Consider the following 17786-nt stretch of genomic DNA (forward strand, 5'->3'; position numbering starts at 1 on the left):
GTCTACCCGCGGGTGAGGAAATCGGCGGCCTGGGCGCCGATGAACATCGCGGGTGCGTGGGTGTGCCCGCGTACCAGCACCGGCATAACGGAAGCATCCGCTACCCGCAACCCCCGGACGCCGCGGACCCGCAGTTCCGGGTCGACCACGCTGCTGTCGTCGGAGCCCATCCGGCAGGTACCCACGGGATGGTAAAGGGTATGTGCGTATGCGTTCAGTGCGAGGGCCCGGGTGGCCTCCGACTCGGGTGCCCCGGGTGCCTCCGGCGGATAGCAGAGCGGTCCGAGGACCTCTTTCAACGCCTCGGTGCCGGCGATCTCGGCGCAGTAGCGCAGACCGGTCATGAGGGCGGCCCGATCCGTCCCCGCGTCGTCGGAGAGATACTTCGGGTCGATCACGGCCTTGGCGAAGGGGTCCTTGGAGGCGAGCGTTATCGTGCCCCGGCTGTGCGGCCGCAGCAGCACGGTCGCCAGGATGACACCGTGTGCGGTCGGGTCGACCAGTCCCTCGTGATAGAACGGCGCGGGCGCATACACCAATTCGAGATCAGGAAGGGAAAGCCCGGGATCACTGCGCAGAAAACCGTAGGCTTCGCCGACATTCGAGGTGAGCATGCCGCGGCGGCGCAGCAGATAGGTGAACAGCTGTCCGGGTTTCTCCGCCCCGAACAGCGAATCGGCATTCACTCCGAAGCCGAGGCCTGCCACCAGATGGTCCTGGAGGTTGGCCCCGACCTCCGGGGCGTGGTGCCGGACTTCGATACCGTGCCGTTCGAGTTCGGCGCGGTCACCGATACCGGACAGCATGAGCAACTGCGGGCTGTTGATCGCGCCGCCGCACAGGATCACCTCCGTGTGTGCGGTCACCTGCTCGAGGTGGCCGCCGCGCGAATACTCGACACCCACGGCGCGGTCGCCGTCGAACAGGACCCGGGTGGCGGTGGCCTCGGTGTGCACGGTGAGGTTGCGCCGTTTCATGGCGGGCCGCAGATATGCGTCGGCGGTGCTCCAGCGGCGGCCCCGGTACTGGGTGACCATGGTCTGGGTGAAACCCTGTGGCTCCGGCAGGTTCGGTGCCTCGACGGCGTAACCGCGTTCGGCCACCGCACGCAGAAAAGCAGCGGTGGACGGGCGCGGGCTGCGCTGGTGGGAGATGCGCAGGGGGCCCTCGGTGCCGTGGTCGGCACCGGCGGGACCCTCGACGTTCTCGATGGTGCGGTACTGGGCGACGGCTCTGTCGAAGCCCCATTCGGGACCGGCCGCGGCGGCCCAGTCCTCGTAGTCGGCGCGGAACCCGCGTACCCACATCTGGGCGTTGAGGGAGGACGAGCCGCCGAGGGTTTTCCCCCGCGGCCAGTAGATCCTACGGCCGTCCAGCTGGGGTTGGGGTTCGGTGAGATAGTCCCAGTCGTACGGAGTGCGGAAGAGTTTGGCGAATCCGGCGGGGATACGGATGAATTTGTCCCTGTCGGCCGGACCGGCCTCGAGCAGCATCACCGAGCGCCCGGGATCCGTGCTGAGCCTGTTCGCGAGCAGGGCGCCCGCCGATCCCGACCCGACGATCACATAGTCCGCACTGACGTCTGTCATCTTCGCACCTTTCGATCGCGTGTTCCGCAAACATACGAGAGCGCGGCACGGTAGGGGGCGGGTTCGCGCGGACCGGGCCGAGACCACTCTTCTGTGCGGAATCCCGGTTCCCGGTACTAGTGGGCCGTGGGACGGGTATAACCTGCCCATGAGTTACCCGGTGGATTTCGGGGTGCTGCAGACCGGTTCGATCGTCGTGATCATCATCGGTGTGGCCCTGGTGGTTTCGGCACTGATCGCTATGGGGAAGAAAAGGCCGCGGGCGTTGATCGCGCGGGGGACGGGCGGGGTGGCGCTGTTGGCCGCGGCGGCGCTGGTGCTGTGGATCGCGACCCTGGTGCAAACCTATCTGGGATTGACAGGGGAGGTCCGGGCAGCGCATGTGGTGGTGTCTCCGGTGGCCGGTGCCGAGCACCAACTCGAGGTGGAACTGACCCTGTTCGACGAGGACGGCGGTTCGGGGCAGCGCAGTACGCACCGCGTCGAAGGTGATTCCTGGGTACTGCAGGCTCAGATCGTGGAGCTCGAGCCCTGGGTCAACGCGCTCGGTTTCCACTCGGGGTACAAGGTTTCCCGCTTGTACGGGCAGCGGCTGGACGGTGTCGCCACCACCCAGAATCATATTTTCCTCAACGGCGGCGATCGCGACTTCTTCGAGGATATGGGGGAGGACCGCTGGTTCACTTCACCGTTCGTCCGCTCCGCCTACGGTAACGCGGTGATCGCGGGCCCCGGTGAATACGATGTCTTCATCTCGCGTGACGCCATCAAGACTCGGCCGGTGGACTGAGTCCGGGTTCGGCCGCGGCTCGGCAGAGCACGCCGAGTTCGGCGACCACCGTGTCCAGAGCGGCCGTATTGCGTTCGGTGCGGGCCACGATCAGCGCGCCCTCGAGTGCGCTGACCATGAGGAGGGCCAGGGACCGGGCTCGTGGCTCCGGAACGCCGTCGGTGGCGAGTTTATCGGCGATCAGTTCCCGCCAGGTATCGAACGAGGACCCGGCGGCCGCGACGGCATCGGGTTCGTTGCCCAGTGCGGCCGCGGCGATCGGGCACCCCACCGCGTAGTCGCCTTTGTCCAGGCCGCGGGCCAGCAGCCCGGCGAACGTTCGTAGCGCCTCCGGCGTCTGCGGTGTGTCGAGGGCCCGGGTGAGTTCCGTGGTGACCCGGGCGCCGGCGAGCTCGGTCGCCTCGGTGACCAGCTGCGCCCGGCCGCGGGGGAAATGGTGGTAGACCGAGCCGCGGGGCGCGCCGCTGGCCTTCAGGACATCGGCGAACGAGACCGCCGCCACCCCTCGTCGCCGGATCAGCGCGATCGCGCTGTTGATCATCGCCGCCCGCGGCCCACCGGGATCTTTCCGTCGTGGCATGGTCCTCCCTCTTGTCTCCTGTTTCTATGTATGTTGTCATACTTAAAATCGGTATGGTGCCGTATTCGGCACAATGTTCAAGGAGGATCCGTGACCGGGATCGATGCACCGCCCCATCCGTTCGACACCGCTATCGCCACGGAATACCTCGGCGCGCATCGCCTCACCGGTCGTACCTGCCCGGATTACGCGAATATGGTCGGTCCGTTCGGCGGGGTCACCGCGGCGGCCCTCATCCGGGCGATCGAACAGCATCCCGATCGGCTGGGCGACCCGTTGTCCCTGACGGTGAACTACGCCGGGCCCATCGCCGACGGTCCCTTCGAGATCACCGCGCGCCCCGTTCGCACCAACCGGACGAATCAGCACTGGCAACTCGAACTCACCCAGGAAGCCGGTATCACCACCACTGCCACCGCCGTCTTCGGCATTCGCCGCGACACCTGGGCCGCTCCGGAAACGGAACGCCCTTCGGTACCGGGCCCCGGCGACGCCGTTCCGCAGGAATTCCCGGAGTTCATCGCCTGGGGTCGCAACTACGACCTGCGTTTCGTGGCGGGTGCGGTGCCCGAAGCCGCACCCACCGAGGCGGCAGCCGGTCACCCGGATTCGGTGAGCACCCTGTGGCTACGCGACAATCCGCCGCGTCCGTTGGACTTCGCCTCGCTGACAGCTCTGTCGGACGCGTTCTATCCACGTGTCTTCCTGCGCCGTGGCCGGTTCGTGCCGGCGGGCACCGTTTCGCTCACCGTCTACTACCACGCGAGTGCGGACGAACTGGCCGCGCAGGGCACCGAATACCTGCTGGGAACCGCCCGCGCGAACCGCTTCGCACACGGGCATTTCGATCAGAATGCTCAGCTGTGGGGGCACGACGGTACCCTGCTGGCGAGCAGCCACCAGCTCGTCTACTACAAGGACTGAGGCCTGCCCGGCTCAGCCTGCGGCCGGATCGCCTACCGGAGTGATCGGCAACCGTAGGGCGGCAGGTGCCGATTCCGGCACCACGGGAGCCTTTGGCGCCACCGGCGTGATCCGCCGGTAGGGCGCGCCCTGCGGGGGCCGGGGATCCTGTTCCCCTTTGTTCGGCCAATAGGCGGCGGCCCGCTCGGCCTGTGCGGTGATGGTGAGCGAAGGGTTCACGCCGAGATTCGCCGAGACGGCCGCACCGTCGACCACGCTCAGGGTCGGGTATCCGAACACCCGGTGATAGGCGTCGATCACCCCGGAGTCACGGTCGGCGCCGATTGCCGCGCCGCCGAGGAAATGCGCGGTGAGCGGAATATTGAACACCTCGCCCCAGGTGCCGCCTGCGGTTCCGCCGATATGTTCGGCAACTCGCCGGGTTGCCTCGTTTCCCGCCGGAATCCACGTCGGGTTCGGCTGCCCGTGCCCCTGCTTGCTGGTCAGCTTGCGACCGAAGAGACCACGCCGGGTATAGGTGGTGATCGAATTGTCGAGATGCTGCATGACCAGGGAGATGATGGTGCGTTCGCTCCAGTTGCGGACGCTGAGGAAACTGATCAGCAGCAGGGGATGGCGCAGCGCGATACCGAGGAAGCGCAGCCAGCGCGGAATCCGGCCGCCCCCGTCGACCATGAGCGTCTGCAGCAATCCCATCGCGTTCGAGCCCTTCCCGTAGCGGACGGGTTCGATATGGGTGTCCGGGGTCGGGTGGATGGACGAGGTGATGGCTACGCCACGAGTGAAGTCCTGCCCCGGCTGCAGCTTCTTCGTAGCGGCACCGACGATCGATTCGGAGTTGGTGCGGGTGAGCAGTCCGAGCCGGTCGGACAGTCCGGGCAACACTTTCCGGTCCCGCATCTCGTGCAGGAGCCGCTGGGTACCCAGGGTTCCTGCGGCGACCACGACCTGCCGGGCTGTGTAGGTCGTGCGCTGTTTGCGCACCCACGCGCCGGTGCGTTCGGCGGCCACCACCCAGCTGCCGTCGGCCTGCGGGCGCAGCTCGGTGACAGTGGTCATCGGCACGACGCGCGCGCCGGCCTGCTCGGCCAGATACAGATAATTCTTGACCAGGGTGTTCTTGGCGCCGACCTTGCAGCCGACCATGCAGTCACCGCATTCGGTGCACCCGGTCCGGGACGGTCCGACACCACCGAAGTAGGGATCGTCGACGGTTTCCCCGGGCTCGCCGAAGAACACTCCGACGGGTGTCCGGACGAAGGTATCGCCGACACCCATATCCTCGGCGACCTGCCGGAAAACTTCGTCGGCGGGGGTCATATGCGGGTTCTGCACCACTCCGAGCATCCGCTTGGCCTGCTCGTAATAGGGGGTGAGCTCATCGCGCCAGTCGGTGATATCACGCCACTGCGGATCCTGGAAGAACGGCTCCGGTGGGACGTAGAGGGTGTTGGCGTAGTTGAGCGAACCCCCGCCGACCCCGGCTCCGCCGAGGATCAGCACATTGCGCAGCGGGTGGATGCGCTGGATCCCGTAACAGCCCAGTTTCGGTGCCCACAGAAATTTGCGCAGATCCCAGCTGGTCTTCGGCAATTCGCTGTCGGAGTAGCGGCGCCCCGCCTCGAGGACCCCGACGGTGTAGCCCTTCTCCACCAGGCGCAGCGCGGTGACGCTGCCGCCGAACCCGGAACCCACGATGAGCACATCGAAATCCGTGGTCGCCTCGGCCATGGGACTACTCCTCGGTTCGGAAGGTCTTCAGTGACTGGCGGTAACAGTAACACAGGGGGTGGGGAGCAGTGATCGCTGTTGTTGACACTGCTCTCGGTATTGGCCAGGCTGACCGAGTGACCACCCCCCGCGCTCGTGCTCGTGCCCAGACCATGTCCGATATCGTGCGCATCGCGCGCGAACATCTTGCCACCGACGGCGCGGCCGCCCTGTCGCTCCGCGCCGTGGCCCGCGATCTCGGCGTGGTCTCCTCGGCGGTGTACCGCTACGTCCGCAGCCGGGACGAACTGCTCACCCTGCTGGTGGTGGAGGGTTACGACGCGCTCGGCGACGCGGTCGATTCCGCGCTCGCCGCCGCACCGGCCGATCCGATCGAACGCTTGCGTACCACCGCGCGCGCCGTCCGCACCTGGGCGCTGGCCGAGCCCGCGTGGTACGGACTCCTGTTCGGCACCCCGGTACCCGGATACGCGGCACCGGCGGAGCGCACGGTCGCTCCGGGGACGCGAGTGATCATGACCCTGCTGGGCATCGTCGAACAGGCATACCAGCAGGGCCGGCTCACCCGGCCGGTCGCCGACCCACCGATTCCCGGCGCGCTGGCCGCCGATTTCACCCGGATCCGCGAAGATCTCGGCCGGGATATGCCCGACTGGGTGATCGCCCGGGCACTCACGATCTGGTGCACGCTGTTCGGTGCGGTGAGTTTCGATGTCTTCGATATGTACGGCGCCGATACCTTTACCGACCGCGACCAGGTCTTCGAAGTGCATATAGCTGCCCTGGAGGCTCTGCTCGGAGCCGGATGAGGGCCCGGGCCGCCGGCTTTCCCTTGGGAAGAGCAGTGGCTGCCGAACGATCACGCCTCCGATGTCCGCGGCATGCACACCTCCACCGTTTTCGACTCGTACGGCCCACGCCGGAGAGCGACTGTCCCGTGGCGCCGGATACCGGGGTAGGGCCGAAAGTCACCACAGCGGTCCAGAACCGCTCGGGATCGATCCGGCCGGACTCACAGCACCGGCGAACACCGGCAGAGGGAACCGCCCTATTCGGGTGCGCTGCCTCGCTCTTCGTCTAGCCCGGCGCTATCGGAGGTCCGGCCGCGGGGCCCGCTCGGATCGGGTGTCGCGCCTACGTATCAGCCGGGCCCGGTCCCCCTGTCATCGGTGCGCCGACGTCCGGCGCGGGCACCTCCGCCTCGCGTCGCCGCCGCACAGCTGATCGCGATCGACCGATCGCGTCGATGAGCAGTCCGGCTGCCACCGCTGCCCCATCCGCCCGGACTTCAGTGGCCACCGCGCCCGCACGCGCCCGGGTGGTGGACGCCAAGGCCGGTTCGAGAGCGGCGGACAACGGCGCCGCTCCGGAATCGATGTCCTCGCATACCGTGCCGATGCCGAGAGCGGTTACCCGGCGTGCCCAGTACGCCTGGTCCATCATCTGGGGTACCACCACCTGCGGTACGCCGGCGCGGGCGGCGGCCGTCGTCGTACCCGCGCCACCGTGGTGGACGACGGCGGCGACCCGGGGGAACAGTGCTTGGTGGTTCACCTCCCCGATGACCATGCAGTCGGGGAGCTCGTCGCTCGCGGACAGTTCGGCCCAGCCGCGGGAGATCAGCACACGGCGGTTGTGTGCGCGGATCGCTTCGATCGCCACTCGGGCGACGCCGGCGCGCATCGGCATACTGCCGAAGCCGACGTACACCGGAGGTGTGCCCGATTCCAGAAACGCCACCAGTTCGGCAGGCAGAGGGCGTTCGTCGGGCACGATCCAGGCGCCGGTCTGCACCACATCCAGCCCCGGTGATTGCGGCCAGGGCCCCAGAATCGGATCCGCGGCCAGCCACGGGCCGGAGGCGATGACATGGTCGCGCACATTGCGCACCGGCGCCAGCCCGAGCGCCGCCCTCCCGGTATCGAGTGCCCGGCCGAACTGCGCGTTCCAACCGTGGGCGTCGATCTCCCACAGCAGCTCGTTACCGATCGCCGCCGGTGCGGCCCGGTCGCCCGGCAGCGGCATCGGTGGATGATGGGGCGAAGGCAGAGCGGTCGGTTGATAACTCGCGTACTGGTAATGCACACCCAGTTTCTCGGCGACGGACCGGGCCGCGATATGGGTCACGTCGGTGGTCACCACCGCAGCGCAGTCGGCGGCCGCGGAACAGAGGGTGGCGAACTGGATCCTGGGCCAGTCTCCCACGTACTGCGCCAGATCCGCCCGTGCTCGGGGGCCGGTCACCGGCGGCCCCAGCGGTTCGAACGCCATACCGTACTCGGTGAAGCGCCGTTCGAAATCCGGTGGCGCGCATACCCGCACCTGGACATTCGCTTCCCGTAACCGTAGCGCCAGGCCCACGAGCGGCTCGATATCGCCACGCGACCCACCGGCCGCCAACAGCACCCGCACGTCGTACCTACTTCTTCTCGTGGATCGCGGTACCCACCTCGGGCGCCGCCGGTTCACCCTCGGTCTCCTCGGCCGGGCCGGCCACGGCGATATCGATCTGTTCGTTGATGTACCGGATCACCACGGTCACCACGGCCACCACCGGAACAGCCAGGAAGGCTCCGGTGATGCCGTAGATCGTGCCGCCGCCCGTCACCGCCAGAAGCACGATCACGGCGTGCAGTTTCATGGTGCGGCTCTGCAGGACCGGTTGCAGCACATTGCCCTCGAGCTGCTGTACCGCGATGATGATGGCGAGCACGATCAGGGCTGTGGTGAAGCCGTTACCGACCAAGGCCACCAGCACGGCCAGCGCACCGGCGACGAACGCGCCGACCATGGGAATGAACCCGCCCAGGAATGTGAGCGCGGTCAGCACCCCCCACAGCGGCACCCCGAGCAGTACCAGGCCCAGGCCGATGAAGAACGCGTCGATAAAACTGACCAGGGCCTGGGTGCGGATGAACCCACCGAGTACATCCCACATCCGGATCAGCACTTCCTCGGCGTGCCGTCCGCTGCGTCCACCGAGGAACTTGTGCATCCACGGCACCAGGCGGGGCCCGTCCTTGATGAAGAAGAACGACAGCACCAGGACGAGGAAGATGGTGACGAGTACCGAAGTGGCGGTGCTGACCCCGGTGAAGACTCCGGAGGCGATCTGTTCGGCGCTGGACTGCAGCCGGGAGACCACCGCGTCGACCGCCGAATCCAGTTGTTCGTCGCGGATGTTCAGCGGCGGGCCCTGCAACCAGTCCCGTACCGTGTTGATACCGGTGGTGGCCTTGTCGGAAAGTTCCGGTACCTGATCCACCACCGAGGGCACGATCAGCGCGATACCGCCGGCGAGCAGTCCGATGAATCCGATCAGGCTCAGTGACGCCGCCGCGGCGGGCGGGAGCCCGGCTTTCATCATGATCCCGGTCGGCGGCCACAGCACGGTGGCGACCACCGTCGCGAGCAGTACCGGTAACAGCACCACCCACAGTTTCGCGGCGAGGAAACCCAGGACCCATGCCCCCGCCGCGATGGCGACCACGCACAGCGCCCATTTCGCCAGCCACAGCACCCCGGAACCGATCACCTCCCCCCGGTCGGGTGAGGTGGGGGTGGATGCGTCGGCGCTCTCTTCGCGGATTTTCTTCTCGCCGTTCACCCGGCCAGTCTCCCACGACCGGGCGACACGGGCAGTTCGCCCGGTCGGGCGAGTGCTCCGGATACCACCGCCCGCCGGCCGCTCGGGCGTTGCCGGTGATATCGGCGGGTGACCGTACCGCGGATCAGCGCGGTACGGTCACCCGTTCGACGCAGCTGGCGAGACCGTCCACGACCGAACAGACGGCCGGGGCGCGGGTGGGCCGGTAGGCGCTCGGAACACCGCCGGCCCGGGTGATCGCGGCATACGCCGCGACCGCGTCGGTGGGCCGCCGGGTGAGCGCCGGATCATCGAGCACATCGACGGTGTAGAGCCCGAACCGGGGGGTGTAGGACCCCCATTCGTAGTTGTCGGTGAAGCTCCAATAGTTGTATCCCAGGAGGTTCATCCCGTCGGCGGCGGCGCGCTGCAACCAGTAGACGGTGTCGCGGAGCAGATCGGCACGGGTGTAGCCGTCGGCGCGCGGCCGGCCGTTCTCGGTCGGCATCCCGTTCTCCACGATGTAGAGAGGTTTGCCGGGGAACCGGCGCGCGTAGTGGTCCAGGGCGTAATAGATGCCCTCGGGCTGCAGGGAGAGGGTCCAGAGTTCGCCGGGGTCCGGAAGCTGGGTGAGCACGCTCTGCGGCGAGAACCCGTAGTAGTAGTCGATCCCGATGTAATCGAGTTTCGCCCCGATCCGTTCCATGAAGGCTCCGTTGATCGCGGCTTCGGCGGCGGGGATGTAGGCCACATTGCTACTGACCATCGCCCCGGGCCGGACCCGGTGGATATGGTCGTAGACGGTGTTGTGCGCGGTGGCCATCCGATCCTGAACGGCAGGGATATCCGTAACGGCGATTCCGCCGTGCCGTACCTCGTTCATCAGATAGGCGGCAGGTTCGTTGAACGTGACCCACAGCGGATCGTGTGTCGCGTACCGGTCGACCACGGCGCGGGCGTTCGCCAGCCAGTCCGCGACCATCTCGTCACGCCGCCAACCGCCTCGATCGAATTCCCAGCCGGGATAGACCCAGTGGTCGAGCGTCAGCATGGGCCGCATTCCGGCTGTCCGGATAGCGGTGATGACGGCATCGTAGAACCGGAATCCGTTCTCGTCCCATTCACCCGGACGGGGTTGGACTCGGGCCCATTCGATCCCGATCCGATAGACCCGAACTCCGAGCCGTGCCGCTAGCGCGATATCGGATCGGTAGCGCGAGTGGAAGTCCACGGATTCCAGGTAGGGGTGCTCGGTTTTCCCGGCGGCGATGTATCGGGTCCAGTTGCTGTCCGGTGCTCGTCCTTCGGATTGGAATCCGGAAGAGGCGACGCCCCACAGGAAATCGGGCCCCAGCTGCGCGACCTCCACCGGGGGAGCGGGCCGAGCGGCCGCGGGAGGAGTCCCGAGAGCGAGGGCGCCGGCGGTGGCCGCACTCGTGGTGAGGAATCGACGACGGTTCAGTTGACCCATCGGCTCGGTCTCCTGTTCTCTGCGCGGCCCCGCCCTCGCGGTATGCGTCTCGGCATCACAGCCTAGTACCGGCGGATGATCCGGTCGGCCCGTTCGTATCCCGGCGTCGGAAACACCCCCGGCAAAACAATTATTGTCGTTATGTAAATATGCGCATCTAACTATGAATCCTCATCGATCCCGATCGCCGACATAATCCACCACAACGACCGTGTACGAAGTAGCCGGCTCCGGCATCGTGTCGTAGCGGGCGTTCGGCAGATACAACCGATTTCCCGACATCGCGACGGTGGTCGGAACATCCAAGCTCGGGTGGGTGATGCGTCGCTCGACCGTGCCCGTCGTGCCCGCGTGGTCGAGCGCGATCACAGCAATCGTGTTCAGCCGGTTCTGAACCACGAGCAGTGTGCTGCCATGCAAGAGCAGTCCGTCGCCGTGGGGGATCGCCTCACCGCCGAGATCGATCCTGCGTGTTTCGCCGGTCGCCGGATCCACGCGGAAGAGACGCCCGGCCGCCGACTGCACGATGACCAGTCCCGTACCGTCAGGGGTACCCACGATCCCATTGGCATTGATCGCCGCGGGCACGTATTCGATATCACCGCTCAGTGGCAGCCGCACGACCGCTTCGGGTGGCGGCAGCGCCCCGTCGGGTCCGATGGGCAGGTGGTACAGCACGGGTGTGTGCGAGTCGGTGAACCACGCTCCGGCCGGGGTGAAGGTCACGTCGTTGACGAATGTGTCCGGCGCCGTTCCGAGCCGGTAGGTCGCCCGCACCGTACCTGTGCGGGCGTCCACGACGCGGACCTCGCCACTGCTTCCGCCGGCAACGAACAGCTGGCCGTGGGAATCGAGGTGGATCCCGAGCGCCGGTGTGCCCGGACCCCGGCTCAGGATCTCACCCTGCCCACTCACGAGATCGGCGCGGTAGAGGGAGCCGTCTGCTCTCGAGCCGAGGTAGGCCATGGATCGTGGCCCGATTTCGATACCCTCCGGGCGGAACCCCACGGGCAGGTCGATGACATCGGGGAACGCCGGAGGGGGCGTCTCCGCCCGATGCGCGGGGATGAGCGGACCGGCGCAGGCGAGTGCGAGTGATATCCCGATGAGCAGCTTCTTTCCGGCCGGTAGCGGCCGCGGAAATCCCGCATACAGAGGGGGTTTCGGCTCTCGGTCGTCGGCCCCGGTATGCGATGTCCGGGTCGTTGAACTCTCCACGAATCCCATTCCACCCTCGGCCCCGTCGATGAGTCCAACGCATGTTTTTCACGCTGACGATCGCGATAAGAGATCGATCCCCGTCGCCGGGAGTTGTGCGTCTCCCCACCGGACGCAGTACCCCGGCCTTTCCCGGCCGCCCTGCCGCGACCGGGCCGGGTATCAACGGAAGGCCGCGGTGTTGCGTGCCACCCATGCGGTGAACGGCCGCGGCGGACGCCCCAGCACTCGTTCGATATCGGGACTGACGCGCTGTTCCTCCGCGGAGGGTGTACCGAGAATTCCCAGTGTGGCCTCCACGACCTCGGCCGGCATGTATCGCGCCATCAGATCCCGAGCCCGGGTGGGGGACTGCTCGACGAACCGTACCGGTTCGCCGAGCGCCTTCCCGATCTCCGTGGCCTGCTGCCGGGGCGAGATCGGGGCCGGTCCGGTGAGGGTGTAGATCGCGTTTTCGTGGCCCGCTTCCCGGAGGGTGACGGCGGCGACCTCGGCGATATCCGCCGGATCGACCGCGGGTAGGGTCACGTCGCCGAACGGCGCCGTGACCGTTCGATCCCGGCGCACCGTTTCGGCCCATTGCAGCGTGTTGGAAGCGAAGTTCCCCGGCCGCAGCATCGTCCATTCGAGGCCGGAATCGCGCACGGCCTCCTCCAGATGGGGGGAGTGGCGTCGTGTACCCACCCCTTGGGAGGAAAGGAGCACGATTTTCGGAACTCCGGCCGATCGCACCACATCGACGACTTCACCGATATCGCCGTTCGCCATGAAGTCCGCGGCGGTCAGCAAGAACAGCGCGTCGGCCCCTTCGAGGGCGGGTGCCAGGCTCTTCGGTTCGGTGAGATCGGCCCGCTGCGAACGGACTTCCGCCGGATTTCCGTCCGCCTGCCGGGAGACCACGGTCACCTGTTCACCCGCTCGCACCAGGGCCCGCACCAAGGGGCGGCCGACATTACCCGTTGCTCCTGTTACGACGATCATTCGGAGTCTCCCTGTGTCGATTCGTTTTTCGGACTCCGTGAAGTTACTCTCGGCGAGATATTAGGTACCTAGAGGAAAGTACAGGGATTGTGATAGAAGACACAGTCGCGGTGGCGCCGGAGAACGCCTGCCCGATCGCTCCGGTGGTCGATATCGTGTTCAGCAGGTGGACCACGCCGATCCTCTGGACGCTTCACGAGTTCGGGCGGCAACGATTCGTCGAACTGGAGCGCCGTATCACCACGATCACCCCGAAGGTCCTGACGCAACGGTTACGGCAGCTGGAACGAGACGGTCTCGTGCTGCGCACCTATCACCCCGAGGTTCCACCTCGGGTGGAGTACGAGATCAGTGAGCTGGGACGGAGTCTGGCGCCGCTGTTCGCCACCCTGGCCGAATGGTCGGTGAACCTGGAGGAAGTCGAGCGGGCTCGGCAGGAGTACGACGCCAGGAGGCGGGAACCCGGCCGCCGGAGTTGATCGCAGCCGGGTGGGAAGGCCGGGCCGGCCGGGGAAACCCGTATACGAGACGAGACCGGGACGCGCCGGCCGGCCCACGGTCCCTCACCCGGTATGTGGATCAGGGGGCAGTGGTTGTGCTGGATATCGGTTCGATGCGGAAGACCGGGCAGCGCGGGGCCGCGGCGGCGAACGCGTCGGGATCCGCGGACTCCACGGCGCCGGCGGAGATCATGAACCGCACTCCGTGCGGCACTTCGCGCGGAAACGCCCGCAGTATCGCTTCGCGTTCGGCCACCGGCAGCTCTGTCAGCGTCACCCGCTGCTCCCGGCGTCCCTTCGCGAGGACACCCCACCCCGCGGCCCGGGCGTTGCGTACCCAGTCGGCGTCGTCGAAGCCGCCCACCACGTACATCGCGCCCGCGACGGTCAGCGGTGAGACCGGTGTGGTGCGCAGGGTTCCGGTTCTACGCCCGGGAACCGAGAGCGCACGCATCGTGCCCACCGCGAGGCCCATACGCTGGAGGCCGACCACTATTCGGTTGAGGGGCTTCAGGCGTCGCCGCATCCGGTCGTTGCCACTGTTGTTCATCCTTGCTCCTGATCGTCTTCCGGGTCGGCTTCGGATTCCGGCCACGCCATACCGCGTTCGATATCGTCGGCGGCGTGGTCGAGCCAATCGATTTCGGCGCCGCGCAGGTGCCGGAGGTATTCGGCCTCGAGGAGGACAGCTCGGGGCAGGTGGGGGGCCGTCGCGGCCGAGGCCCGATCGGCCTCGTCGGCATCCGCGCGGAGCCGGTCGGCCCGGCGGCGCAGGAGCCGCGCCGCGACCGCCGGCGTGAGCGCGGGCAGATGCGCCAGCGCGGCGACGAAGCGTGGATACTCGTTCACCGGCTCCGCGAGGAATCGTTCCAGTAGCAGGTCCAGTGTCCGGCGGCCGGAGTCGGTGATCCGGTAGACAGTTCGTTCCGGCCGGGCGCCTGCCCGCTTGGTTCCCACCCGGCTCACCAGCTCCGCTCGTTCGAGCCGGCCGATCGCGTCGTACAAGGATCCGCCGCGCATCTTCACCACGCTGTCCACGTGGCGATCGCGGATGGCGACCTTCATGTCGTACGGATGCCGGGGTCTTTCCGCCAGCAAGGTCAGCACCGCGAGGGTGAGCGGTGTTTCCAGCGCGCGTAGCTCCCGAGTCACGGCCACCTCATTGATCGAGTTCGGTTAGTCGACTTCGACTATATAGAACTCTCACGCTTGTTGCCACTGTGGTCCGCTGCCCCCGTCACACGAGGAAACGAAGGCCACGACCGCACTGGTGCACCGGATCGCACGCGCGAGAGCGGCCACCGCACGAAACCGCGGCTACCCGTTCCGGAGGTTCACCACGCGGCGGTGCGGGGCACCGGGCGCGCTGCTGGTTGCCGATATGCCGAGTGGGTTGTCATGGTCGCGGTGGACGGTGAACCTCGAGGAGAAAACTCGATTTCGCGGTATCGAGTCCGCCGAGGTGGCCGACGGGAAACCGGAATGTTGTTTCCGGGCCGAGGCCGCGGGTCAGCGCTCTCGCTCCAGGCGCGATGAGCTGCGTGATACCCGGCTGGGTCAGCTGTTCGGTACTTCTGGAAGGTCGCCGACCTCTGGCACACGCTCATGACCGAGGTCTTGGTCTACGAGAAATACGGTGCCGCCGGCTGCGATGTGGGCGCACTGGTCACCGCACAACTCGGCCACAAGTACGCCGACGAGTTGTATGCCATCCATATCGGCTCGGGACTGAAGCTCACCCTGTTCAACGGTGATCGCGCCTGGGACTTCAGCGGGGGACTGCCGATCCCCGGGGCCTGCCCACCGATGTCCGCGCCCGGATCGTCGAGTTGGACAAACGTTTCGCCGTTCACTTGGCCGCACATCTGCTCGCCCCCAGCACCCTCGCCCATGTCCTGTCCGATTCCCCGGCGGGCATGCTGGCATGGATCCTGGAACGTTGGTGTAAATGGAGCGATAACGGCGGCGATATCGAGACCGTGTTCAGCAGAGGCGATCTACTCACACATGCCACGATCTATTGGGTCACCAACACCATCGGCACATCGATACGCCTCTACGCCAACCACAACCGCTATCCCTGGACGCCTTCCCACGACCGCCTCCCGGTGGTGCAGGCCCCACAGGCATCACTTTCGTCGGCTACGAGAATCCACCCGGCATCAGGACCGCCCACCGTGTCGAACACTTCCGCTCCAGTGACCGTGCCCAGTGGTACAACCACGTCAACCTCACCGCCCACGCCCACGGCGGCCACTTCATTCCCTGGGAAATCCCCGAGCGCTGGACCAGCGATCTACGCCGCACCTTCCAGGGGAGGCGCTGATACGGTGGCAGGGACTAACCGGCCGACGAGGCCCGCCGAATATTTCGACAGTCGGTACGGTCGGCTATGTTGCGAGGGTGATCAAGGTCGACTCAAGCAGGCGCGGGCCCTGTTTGCCGAATACTCGGTGACGGCAGGAGTGGTGGAGGTTTCGCGGCGCAGCAGGGGAGGAGTTGCTGGACGAGGTGCGGATGCCGGCCACCGATGCCGATCCGAGGATCCGGCGGCAGGCATGGGAGTGCTGGCCGTACCGTGCTCACTACGACACCTTCTACGCCACGGCGTCTACCGATCCGACCCACCCCGCACAGTTCCGGCACAACTGGATCCGACGCGTTCGTGTTGACGAGGAGTCGGCCGGCCGGGCGGCCGACCCCGGAAATTACGCAACGGACTCGGCGCAGGGGAGAAGCGCGCGTTCGGTGTTCATCGCGCCGACGCCCAGGGGTCGGAAGACGCCTCGCCGACCGCGATCTGCGTGCTTGTCCTCAGCGGAAGCCAGCACACCCCTGGCTGTGCAATAAACTGTAAAATACAGATAAATAGATATGCGTATTTAATAATGAATCAATCCTGGACATCCAACCCAAAACAAACCACGACAAGGGGGGACCCTATGGTGTTCGTCAAGCTGCTGAGGCCGCCGGTGCCCGGTAGGGCTGTTTGCTGTGGAGCATGGCGTAGAGGACGTCGCAGCGTCGCCGGGCCAGGCAGATGAGGGCGGCGTTGTGTTTCTTGCCCTCGGCTCTCTTGCGGTCGTAGTAAGCGCGGCTGACCGGGTCGTGCAGTGCGGCGAACGCTGACAGAAACAACGCCCGTTTCAGTTTGTGGTTGCCGGATCGGGCAGGGTGTTCACCGCGGATGGAACTCCCCGATCGGTGGGTGATCGGGGCGATGCCGGCGTAAGAGGCGAGGTGCCCGGCCGAGGCGAACGCGGTGCCGTCGCCGACTTCGAGCAGGATGCGGGTGCCGGTCCTGACTCCGATGCCGGGCATCGAGGTCAGGACCTCGGCAAGAGGGTGATCGGCGAACATCTCCTCGATATCGGCGGCGATCTGCTTGCGTTGCAGCAAGACCGCTTTCAACGAATCGGCCAGCTTCGGCAGCACGGTTTCTGCGGCTTTGGTGCCGGGAACGGTGACGGTTTGCGCGGGCAGTGCGGTCAAGATCTCGTCGACCAGCCGGACGCCCATGCGTGGGGCATGTTTGGTGGCGATGGCGGTGAGTTTGCGCCGACCCGCAGCCCGGATCCCTTCGGGACCGCCGCAACGCGACAGGATCTCCAGCACCGCCGGGTGGGCGACTCTCGGGCCGAGGACGCGTTCGAGAGCGGGATGAATGCCGGTGAGCAGGCCGCGAATGCGGTTGCTGGTGCGGGTTGCCTCACCGGCGAGGTCGTCGTCGAACCCGGCCAGGACACCGAGTTCGGTGAGTGTTTCATCGCCGACGTCGACGCGGCGCAGCGTGTGCGGCATCGTGCGCGCGGCATCGGCGATGATGTGGGCGTCGCGGGCATCGGTCTTGGCTTGACCTGGGTAGAGGTCGGCGATGCGTCGCATCGACAACCCGGGCAGGTAGGCGACATCGTGGCCGCAGGCGCGGGCCACGGTGACCGGCAGGGCGCCGATCGTGTTGGGTTGATCGACCACGATCAGCAGCCGGCCGTGGGCGGCGAGCTTGTCGAACACCGCCCGCAGCCGCGACTCGTCATTCGGCAGCGCTTTGTCGAACAGTCGTTTCCGGGCCGGGTCGAGCCCGACCGCGTGATGTTCGCCTTTTCCCACGTCGACGCCGCAGAACACGGCATAAGGTTGTGTCACCTTGCTCGATCCTCAATTGCCTGGAAACGCTCAGTCGGACGGTCGCCGGATCTGGCGTCAACGCCCGGCACCCACGTTACGAAGAGACCTACCCGCGGCCCTGTCCCCATCAGCGGCCCGTCGACGCCACCAGGACCCGGCGACACCACCCCCCGGATCATGGAAGAGACAGGGGCAAGAAGTCCATACCGGGCCTGGCGACCGTGGGCCCGGCTCCGGGCCCACGAAAAAGGTAACGGGCGAAGAGCATGGCTGACCCGGTTGTAAACG

Annotated in this window: 15 protein-coding genes; 4 read left to right on the top strand and 11 right to left on the bottom strand. The window is 66.8% G+C overall.

The annotated features are described in order from the left end of the window. Positions 1–2 precede the first annotated feature (2 nt). Entirely contained in the window at positions 3–1589 is a 1587-nt protein-coding gene (locus ACYR7D_RS20940; protein WP_459546231.1) for a GMC family oxidoreductase, read from the bottom strand. Positions 1590–1737: 148 nt separating this feature from the next. Here ACYR7D_RS20940 and ACYR7D_RS20945 point away from each other — a divergent pair, with 148 nt between their 5' ends. Continuing rightward, positions 1738–2379: a hypothetical protein gene (locus ACYR7D_RS20945; protein WP_459546232.1), complete on the top strand. Its 642-nt coding sequence runs from the start codon at positions 1738–1740 to the stop codon at positions 2377–2379. On the opposite strand, the gene ACYR7D_RS20950 is transcribed toward ACYR7D_RS20945, so the two are convergent. Further along, on the bottom strand, positions 2357–2959 hold the full coding sequence (locus ACYR7D_RS20950) for a TetR/AcrR family transcriptional regulator (protein WP_459546233.1): 603 nt from the start codon (positions 2957–2959) through the stop codon (positions 2357–2359). The genes ACYR7D_RS20945 and ACYR7D_RS20950 overlap by 23 nt on opposite strands. A gap of 90 nt (positions 2960–3049) precedes the next feature. Here ACYR7D_RS20950 and ACYR7D_RS20955 point away from each other — a divergent pair, with 90 nt between their 5' ends. Further along, complete coding sequence (locus ACYR7D_RS20955; protein WP_459546234.1) at positions 3050–3883, top strand: acyl-CoA thioesterase; 834 nt, start codon at positions 3050–3052, stop codon at positions 3881–3883. Positions 3884–3895: 12 nt separating this feature from the next. Here ACYR7D_RS20955 and ACYR7D_RS20960 read toward each other — a convergent pair whose 3' ends face one another. Next, entirely contained in the window at positions 3896–5614 is a 1719-nt protein-coding gene (locus ACYR7D_RS20960) for a GMC family oxidoreductase N-terminal domain-containing protein (RefSeq protein WP_459546235.1), read from the bottom strand. Between the two features lie 152 nt (positions 5615–5766). Here ACYR7D_RS20960 and ACYR7D_RS20965 point away from each other — a divergent pair, with 152 nt between their 5' ends. After that, a complete protein-coding gene (locus ACYR7D_RS20965; protein ID WP_459550230.1) occupies positions 5767–6423 on the top strand; it encodes a TetR/AcrR family transcriptional regulator in 657 nt (218 codons plus the stop codon). Between the two features lie 325 nt (positions 6424–6748). On the opposite strand, the gene ACYR7D_RS20970 is transcribed toward ACYR7D_RS20965, so the two are convergent. From ACYR7D_RS20970 to ACYR7D_RS20990, 5 genes are all read right to left on the bottom strand, one after another. Further along, complete coding sequence (locus tag ACYR7D_RS20970) at positions 6749–8026, bottom strand: glycosyltransferase (RefSeq protein WP_459546236.1); 1278 nt, start codon at positions 8024–8026, stop codon at positions 6749–6751. Positions 8027–8033: 7 nt separating this feature from the next. Continuing rightward, positions 8034–9221: an AI-2E family transporter gene (locus ACYR7D_RS20975; protein WP_459546237.1), complete on the bottom strand. Its 1188-nt coding sequence runs from the start codon at positions 9219–9221 to the stop codon at positions 8034–8036. 124 nt (positions 9222–9345) lie between these two features. Then, positions 9346–10671 carry a family 1 glycosylhydrolase gene (locus ACYR7D_RS20980; RefSeq protein ID WP_459546238.1) on the bottom strand — a complete coding sequence of 442 codons (1326 nt, stop codon included), beginning with the start codon at positions 10669–10671 and terminating at the stop codon, positions 9346–9348. A gap of 171 nt (positions 10672–10842) precedes the next feature. Further along, the gene (locus ACYR7D_RS20985; RefSeq protein WP_459546239.1) at positions 10843–11889 is read right to left on the bottom strand and encodes an SMP-30/gluconolactonase/LRE family protein; all 1047 of its coding nucleotides are present in this window, start codon (positions 11887–11889) and stop codon (positions 10843–10845) included. Between the two features lie 162 nt (positions 11890–12051). Then, positions 12052–12870, bottom strand: a complete 819-nt coding sequence (locus ACYR7D_RS20990; protein ID WP_459546240.1) for an NAD(P)H-binding protein — start codon at positions 12868–12870, stop codon at positions 12052–12054. 89 nt (positions 12871–12959) lie between these two features. Between ACYR7D_RS20990 and ACYR7D_RS20995 the strand changes: the two genes are divergently transcribed. Further along, entirely contained in the window at positions 12960–13349 is a 390-nt protein-coding gene (locus ACYR7D_RS20995) for a winged helix-turn-helix transcriptional regulator (protein ID WP_459546241.1), read from the top strand. 100 nt (positions 13350–13449) lie between these two features. Here the strand turns inward: ACYR7D_RS20995 and ACYR7D_RS21000 are convergent, their stop codons facing one another. The 3 genes from ACYR7D_RS21000 to ACYR7D_RS21010 all read right to left on the bottom strand — a co-directional run bounded on the left by ACYR7D_RS21000 (position 13450) and on the right by ACYR7D_RS21010 (position 17516). After that, on the bottom strand, positions 13450–13920 hold the full coding sequence (locus ACYR7D_RS21000; RefSeq protein WP_459546242.1) for a nitroreductase/quinone reductase family protein: 471 nt from the start codon (positions 13918–13920) through the stop codon (positions 13450–13452). Next, positions 13917–14522, bottom strand: coding sequence for a PadR family transcriptional regulator (locus tag ACYR7D_RS21005; RefSeq protein WP_459546243.1), 606 nt, complete (start codon positions 14520–14522; stop codon positions 13917–13919). The genes ACYR7D_RS21000 and ACYR7D_RS21005 overlap by 4 nt, the downstream gene beginning before the upstream one ends. Before the next feature lie 1800 nt (positions 14523–16322). Next, complete coding sequence (locus ACYR7D_RS21010; RefSeq protein ID WP_459546244.1) at positions 16323–17516, bottom strand: IS110 family RNA-guided transposase; 1194 nt, start codon at positions 17514–17516, stop codon at positions 16323–16325. Positions 17517–17786: the final 270 nt, after the last annotated feature.

The organism is Nocardia sp. X0981 (genome assembly GCF_977089955.1).

Coding starts and splice junctions, on each gene's coding strand:
- ACYR7D_RS20945 (WP_459546232.1), top strand. CDS start 1,738: ATGAGTTACCCGGTGGATTTCGGGGTGCTGCAGACCGGTTCGATCGTC.
- ACYR7D_RS20950 (WP_459546233.1), bottom strand. CDS start 2,959: ATGCCACGACGGAAAGATCCCGGTGGGCCGCGGGCGGCGATGATCAAC.
- ACYR7D_RS20980 (WP_459546238.1), bottom strand. CDS start 10,671: ATGGGTCAACTGAACCGTCGTCGATTCCTCACCACGAGTGCGGCCACC.
- ACYR7D_RS21000 (WP_459546242.1), bottom strand. CDS start 13,920: ATGAACAACAGTGGCAACGACCGGATGCGGCGACGCCTGAAGCCCCTC.
- ACYR7D_RS20960 (WP_459546235.1), bottom strand. CDS start 5,614: ATGGCCGAGGCGACCACGGATTTCGATGTGCTCATCGTGGGTTCCGGG.
- ACYR7D_RS20990 (WP_459546240.1), bottom strand. CDS start 12,870: ATGATCGTCGTAACAGGAGCAACGGGTAATGTCGGCCGCCCCTTGGTG.
- ACYR7D_RS20965 (WP_459550230.1), top strand. CDS start 5,767: ATGTCCGATATCGTGCGCATCGCGCGCGAACATCTTGCCACCGACGGC.
- ACYR7D_RS20940 (WP_459546231.1), bottom strand. CDS start 1,589: ATGACAGACGTCAGTGCGGACTATGTGATCGTCGGGTCGGGATCGGCG.